This is a genomic window from Paracoccus broussonetiae, assembly GCF_031854425.1.
In the GTDB taxonomy this organism is placed as follows: domain Bacteria; phylum Pseudomonadota; class Alphaproteobacteria; order Rhodobacterales; family Rhodobacteraceae; genus Paracoccus; species Paracoccus broussonetiae.
This window is the reverse complement of the sequence record NZ_JAVRQI010000027.1, coordinates 25,218-32,023: the sequence shown is the minus strand read 5'-3', so window position 1 is coordinate 32,023 and position 6,806 is coordinate 25,218. Positions and strand designations below refer to the sequence as shown.

4 protein-coding genes are annotated in these 6,806 nt (G+C 62.1%); 3 read left to right on the top strand and 1 reads right to left on the bottom strand.

From position 1 onward, the window contains the following. Positions 1–265: 265 nt before the first annotated feature. Positions 266–2,620 (bottom strand): AI-2E family transporter, encoded by a 2,355-nt coding sequence (locus RM190_RS22425; protein WP_311761709.1) that lies wholly within the window; start codon positions 2,618–2,620, stop codon positions 266–268. Positions 2,621–3,308: 688 nt separating this feature from the next. Here RM190_RS22425 and RM190_RS22420 point away from each other — a divergent pair. From RM190_RS22420 to glf, 3 genes are read left to right on the top strand one after another with little or no spacing between them, the layout of a single operon-like run. Then, positions 3,309–4,214 carry a hypothetical protein gene (locus RM190_RS22420; RefSeq protein WP_311761708.1) on the top strand — a complete coding sequence of 302 codons (906 nt, stop codon included), beginning with the start codon at positions 3,309–3,311 and terminating at the stop codon, positions 4,212–4,214. Continuing rightward, positions 4,207–4,464 carry a hypothetical protein gene (locus RM190_RS22415; RefSeq protein WP_311761707.1) on the top strand — a complete coding sequence of 86 codons (258 nt, stop codon included), beginning with the start codon at positions 4,207–4,209 and terminating at the stop codon, positions 4,462–4,464. Before RM190_RS22420 ends, RM190_RS22415 begins: the two co-directional genes overlap by 8 nt. Further along, entirely contained in the window at positions 4,461–6,800 is a 2,340-nt protein-coding gene (gene glf / locus RM190_RS22410; RefSeq protein WP_311761706.1) for a UDP-galactopyranose mutase, read from the top strand. Before RM190_RS22415 ends, glf begins: the two co-directional genes overlap by 4 nt. The last annotated feature ends 6 nt before the right edge of the window (positions 6,801–6,806 follow it).

Below are 6,806 nucleotides of genomic sequence, written 5' to 3'. Positions count from 1 at the left end.
GCCGCTTTCCCATGACGCCGGACCGGCTGATCACGGAACTGCCAGACCCTTGCCAACCGGTCGGAGGATAACGGCACCCCGCACAACATCGTCGTGCGCAAGCTTTCAATCGCTGTCTAACTTGACGCCGCTCAATCATCGCGCTGCTGATCCGCCGGGAATTTCTGCGGCATCCATTTGGCGGGCTGATGTTACAGCACTGGCACGATCGCGCGCTTCGACCAAGGAGCCTGCGATGATGGCCGGTCCGGGCTCCCGGGGGGCGTCACTTCGGGACGCGCTGTCCGGTCGTGGCGGAATTTTCCGCGTCGTCCTTGGGTCCGTCTTCGCTGGCATCTTGCCCGGTGATCGCCTGTGCCACGTCGGCGGCCAACTCTTTGAGCAACTCGAGCTCGCCTTCGTCCAGATCGCGGGGGCGGGCGTCCAGCAGGCACAGGGCTCCAAGAACCAATCCGTCGGTCGTGCGCAGCGGGGCACCTGCGTAGAAGCGTGTCTTCCAAAGGTTGATCGCCGGATTGTCGGCAAAGCGCGGGTCGCGCTGGGTGTCATGGATGACAAGCGTGTCGTCGCCTGAAACCACGTGATCGCAGACGGCATCCTCGCGCGGCAGGGTGATCATGTTCCTGCTGTCCTCGGTCACCTCGCCGGGCAAGTCCATGCTTTGCCCGATGATGAATTCGCGCTCGGCGTCGATCGCCGTGATGACCGCGAATTCCACGTCGAAAACCTCGGCGGCGCGGGCCGCGAGCGCGTCGAGCTCTTCGCGCGCCTGACCGTTCAGCACCTTGGTTTCGCGCAGCGCCGCGACGCGCTGATCGTCATTTTCAGGGCGGGGCGCGACCTGACGCTGGCGGGCCAGTTCCGGGCTGAGCATCTGCTCGATGCGCCTGACGGCCTCATCCACCGAGGTGACCACCGCGTCGGCCCCAAGCTTGTCGAAACCGGCATCTTCCTCGACAAGCTCGGTCGGATTCCACAGCGCCAGCACGATCCTGATCCCCGGCCAGCGATGACGAAGGCGGCGGCAGAAGGACCGCGCCGAAAGCTCGGGCCCGCGACTGAAATAGCTGAGGCAAACGATCTCGACATCGCTCAGGTCCAGCTTGTCCAGATATCGCGCCGTCAGGACGCCGGCCGGGCGCTGGTGGGCGCTGATGTCTTGGAAGGCCAGCGCATGAACCAGCATCTCGCAAGCCACGTTGTCGATTTCCCACTTGCCGCCGATGCAGGCCACGCGCGCCGGACCTTTCGGCTGATCGGGCGCGGGATACTCCTCGCGCAGATCATCCAGCATCACGTCCATGCCATTGACCACGCGCAAACGGTGTTCCGCGCGCGCCTGCGTCAGAAAGTCATGGCTGGCCTGGCGGAGAACCTCGATGCCATGCCGGTCGTAGAATTCAAGGATAGAACTGTCGTCGATGGCGGTGCTGGCAATCTCGATCGCCTCTTCGGGATCGTCGGCGATCAGGCGCTGATAGATCCGGGTTGGCACGTCCAGCACCGGGGTCGATCCCAGCAGGGTATCCAGGAATTGCAATTGCGGCAGGTTCCGCCCGATCACCAGCAGGCAGACGGTCAGCGGCGTCGACAGGACTAGCCCGACCGGCCCCCAAAGCGCGGTCCAGAACGTCGCGGCGGCGATCAGGGACAGGGCCGACAGCCCGGTGCTTGTGCCATACAGCACCGGCTCGACGATATTGCTGCTGACCAGTTCAAGAATGACGATCAGGCCCACCGTCAGCAGTACCATATTCCAGCCCGGATCGACGGCGAAGGCCAGCGTGATCGGAAAGATCGCCGACAGCATCGGCCCGACATAGGGGATGAAGCGCATGACCGCCGCCAGTGTTCCCCACAGGATCCAGCCCGGCACGCCGATCAGCCACAGCCCCAGCGCCATCGGAATTGCGTAGGTGACATTCACCACAAGCTGCATCAACAGGTATCGAGAGATCCGACTGCCTGCCTCTTCGATCGCATCGGTCGAGCGATGCAGGTTTCCGCCCAGCATCCGGATCAACCGGTCGCGCAGATCGCCGCGGTCCAGCAGGGCAAGGAACACAAAGACCAGCACGATGCCCGCCATGGCGACCGGCGCCAGCACCGGGACCAGCCAGGCGATGGCTGTCCGAAGTGGAGATTGCGGCGCGGGCACGACCTGAACGCGGGTCTGGGGCAGGCTTTCCTGGTTCTGGGCGACGGCCTCTTCGACCTCTTTCTGCACGGTGTCGATCATGTCCATCGCGCGGTCGAATATTCCGGGGCCCTTCATCGTTTCGCCAAGGTCGTCGATCTTGGTGCGGACGGTGCTTTGATAGGTGGGCAGTTGCACGGCAAGCAGCCGCACCTGCGAGCCGACCAGCAATCCAAGGCCCAGAATAAGCGTCACCACCGTCGCCATCACGATGATTACGGACAGCACCCTGGGCAAGCCGCGCCGGCCCAGCCAGACAACAAGGGGACTAAGCGCGAAACTGATCAGGAATGCGATGGCCAGCGGGATCAGCACGTCCTGCCCGAGGTATAGCCCGGCCAGGATCAGTGCCACGACGAGCAGCCACGCCGCCAAGCGCACGATGTCCGGCGGCTGGGCCGGAATGATCGGATCACGCTCCAATAGCTTCCCCCGCGTGCACCTGTAGCCGTCCCCCGAACCAATTGCTTAGCAACATGAACGGCAGAAAAATGTTCCCCAGACAAGACGGAAGCTGCTTACCGCCATGCGAGGCTATGCGGAGAAGGCTTATGAAGCGGGGCCTGGAAACTCCGAGGAAGCGGCCTTCTACGTCAAACTAGGTTACGAAGAACCCCGCGACCGGGTGCTCAGTCCTCCCTGGCCAAAGAGTATGCCGTCGCGCGACGCCCACCCCTTGGCCCCGCGCTCCTCCATGGCCCGTTCCCCCCTACTCTCCGAGAAGTTTGACCATGGTAGGACATGATTTGGGCAAACGGGGCAGCGGGGGATGACCCCGGATGATGCCGGAATTGATCGATAATGAGAGCGCTTTCCAGCGCTATATTCCCCCGCCAACAGGTTGGATACCGCACAATAGGTAACGACGCTTCCCAAGGCGCGAGACGTGGCAAACATCCCAGGGCCGATCTCCCCTCAATGCATCCTGCTGCTGCCGCAATCCCCTTAGAAACGCTCGCAATAGATCTCCGCCCCCAATCTTGCGAGTGGATCGTCCGAGGCGGGAACAAAGCGCGCCTGCCAAGGTTCTCAACCCCGCCGCAAAGAGCGTCCATACCGCGGTGGCGGCCCGTGTGGGTCAAAACGAGCATCTGATTTGGGGTTGCATAAGATGGCATGGATCGTGGCAGTTTCCGATTTCTGCAGCCGGGTCCCCCCATATCCGCACGAGCGACAGGCCAGCAATGATATCTGGCGAGGCGTCGAGGCTTTTCCTGCACCTGCTGCCCGCGACAAGATTCGCGTGTCCGGCGGCTATCTGGAACGGCTGCCATTGGCCGCCGTGGCAAGCGGCCTAGTCGATCATGCTGAGATCTGGACCTTTGCAGGTGCTGCTTGCGAGGCCGACAGCGAGATCGGGCAGTTCTCGGGCATTCCCGATCGCCCCGGACTTCTGCGCCGTGTCTTTCGCGCCGACCCCCATCCCGCCCCCTACGGCTCGCGCGACGCGGTGGCGTTCATCCGCGCGGTCGGGGCGCCCGATATCCTGTGCGTCTGGGGTCTTGGCGTCGATGCTGAGCTGCTGGATGCCTGTGCCTCTTCGGTCAAGATCTACAATTCCATTGACGCCGCTGCGCTGCGGATCCCCGACGAGATTGCCCATCGCTTTGACCTGTTCCTGACGGGTGCCGCGTGGCAATCGCGCGAGATTGAGCAACGTATCCCCGCCGCCCGGACCTTGGTTTTGCCGATCGGCCCGGCATTCGCGTCGGGCGAAACCTTCTTTGCAACAGACGCGCCCAAGGACCGGGACATTGTCTACGTCGCGTGTGCTCAGCCTTACAAACGACACGACATTCTCTTTGATGTCCTCGAACGCCGATCGGGAACCAGCGCGCTTTTGGTGATCGGTTATGGGGAAATGTCTGGGACATTGCGCGAAACGGTGGCTCGACGCGGACTGGATGTCGAGATCGTCGGCCCGCCGGGCGTTAGCCACCACGAAGTAAACCGCCAGATCAGCCCGGGTAGGGCTCGTCTGCGGAGAGGAAGATGGCGCGCCAGCCATTTTGACTGAATACCAGTTGGCCGGGTTGCCGGTTTTGGCCAATGCGCGGCTGTGTTGCGGACTGGAATTCGTGCCGCCGGAGGGCGGGTTGATAGCTGAGAAAGGCGAAGAATTCGCCGCCTCGCTCGACCATCTGCTGCGTCACCATTTCGAGTACAACCCACGGGAGGCAGCACTGAAACGATGGGGTTGGAGGCCCAGCATTGCGCTCCTTGCAGCCTCGCTCGACGACATCAAAGCCGCGCGGAGGCTGCAATGAACGAAGTCACCCAATACATTCCCCTGCCTTTTGTCGGCCCGCCGACCATGATCTGCTTTTCGCATCTGCGCTGGGACTTCGTGCTGCAACGACCGCAGCACCTGATGACGCGTTTTTCCCGGCAATACCGCCTGTTCTTCTGGGAGGAAGCAATCCCGGTCGATCATCACCTGCCTTTTCTAGAGTTCCATTCCTTTGTCGGCACAAATGTCCAGTCGGTCCGGCCGCGCCTGCCGTCCTCATGGTCGCCCGAGGCCCAGGCGCGGGCGCTGAAGGAATTGCTGAACCAGATGATGTCCCTGACCGGCACGATACGGCCGCTGCTGTGGTTTTATACCCCCATGATGTGGCCCATTGCGCGAGATGTAGAGGCGGCGGCGGCGGTGGTTTATGACTGCATGGATGAGTTGTCAGCCTTTCGCTTTGCACCTGCGGAATTGAAGACGGCCGAGGACGAATTACTAGCGGCGGCCGACGTGGTCTTTACCGGTGGCTATTCCATTTGGGAGGCCAAGGCACATCGACACGCGAATATCCATCCCTTCCCGTCTTCGGTCGATAGGCTGCATTTTCTGAGCGCGCGAGACGTTGCACGCGATCCCACGGATCAGGCCGCATTGCCCCGCCCGCGGCTGGGTTATTACGGCGTGATCGACGAAAGGCTGGACCTCGAGCTTGTAGCGGCGCTCTCACGGACGCACCCGGAATGGTCGATCGTGATGATCGGACCCTTGGCCAAGATCTCGGCCGAGGATCTGCCGCGCGCGCCAAACCTCCATTGGCTGGGACAGAAGCCCTATGAAATGCTGCCGGAATACCTGTCCGGCTGGGATGTGGCGTTGATGCCCTTTGCCATGAACGAGGCCACGCAATTCATCTCGCCCACCAAGACCCCCGAATATCTGGCTGCCGGGGTTCAGGTGGTCTCGACGCCGATACGGGATGTGGTGCGCCATTATGGTGACCTGGGTGCGGTCCGGATCGCCGCCGGTTCCGTCGAGTTTATCGCCGCTTGCGAACAAGCCCTGATCAGCCGCGACGATCCCGCGCGGTGGCGGGACGAGGCGGATCAGATGCTGTCACGTCTGGACTGGGACCGGACCTTTGCAGATATGGCGACCTATCTTGAACAGGCGATCCACGGTCGCCAAATGTCGCGAGCTGCCGCAAGCCCACCTTTGCCAAGCATTCTGCGCGGGGCCAAGAAATATGACGTGACCATCTGCGGTGCCGGCTTTTCGGGGTCCGTGCTTGCCCGACAGTTCGCCGAGATCTCGGGTCAGCGTGTGTTGCTTGTGGAGCGGCGAGATCATATCGGGGGCAACGCCTATGACCACCATGATGAGGCAGGGATCCTGGTCCATCGCTACGGGCCGCATATCTTTCACACCAATAGCGAGGAGGTGCTGACGTGGCTGAGCCGCTTCACCGAATGGCGACCCTACGAACATCGCGTGTTGGCGCGGGTCGGCGGGCTTTCGGTTCCCATGCCGATCAACCGCACCACGCTGAATATGATCTACGGGCTTACGATGACTTCGGATGTCGAGGCCGCAGCCTTCCTGTCTGGCATGGCAGAACCGATGGCCGATATTCGCACGTCGCGCGACGTGGTCGTCAACGCGATCGGGCGCGAACTCTACGAGCTGTTTTTTCAGGGCTATACCCGCAAGCAATGGGGGCTGGACCCCAGCGAGCTCGACAAGTCAGTGACCTCGCGGGTCCCCACGCGCACCAATCAGGATGACCGCTATTTCACCGACCGCTTCCAGGTGATGCCACGTGACGGCTACACCCGGATGTTCCAGCGGATGCTGGATCACTCTGGCATAGATGTGATGCTGGGGACGGATTTCCATGATCTGAGCGCTGCCGAGCGGGGCGAGCTGACCGTCTATACCGGTCCGATTGACGCCTACTTCGACCATCGCTTCGGCAGGCTGCCTTATCGGAGCCTGAATTTCCGTCATGAAACAGTCGATACTGCGTATTTCCAGCCGGTCGGCGTGGTCAACTTCCCGGCCGAGGGCGTGCCGTATACCCGGATTACAGAATACAAGCACCTGACGGGGCAGGTGCATGTACGGACGTCGATCAGCTACGAATATCCTTCAGCCGAAGGCGACCCCTATTATCCGATCCCCCGGCCCGAGAACTACGGGTTGTTCCGGCGCTATGAACTGCTTGCGGCGGCCGAGAAGAAGGTGATCTTTGCCGGGCGGCTTGGCAGCTACCGCTATTACAACATGGATCAGGTCGTGGGGCAGGCGTTGGCCATCCACCGAAGGCTGAAGCAAGCCCGCCGGGTGGGGGCCGGGATGGCGGGCGAGGCTTAGGGTCGG

Bases quoted from the DNA above. Each gene is read 5' to 3' on its own strand.
- RM190_RS22420 (WP_311761708.1), top strand. From the start codon at position 3,309: ATGGCATGGATCGTGGCAGTTTCCGATTTCTGCAGCCGGGTCCCCCCA.
- glf (WP_311761706.1), top strand. From the start codon at position 4,461: ATGAACGAAGTCACCCAATACATTCCCCTGCCTTTTGTCGGCCCGCCG.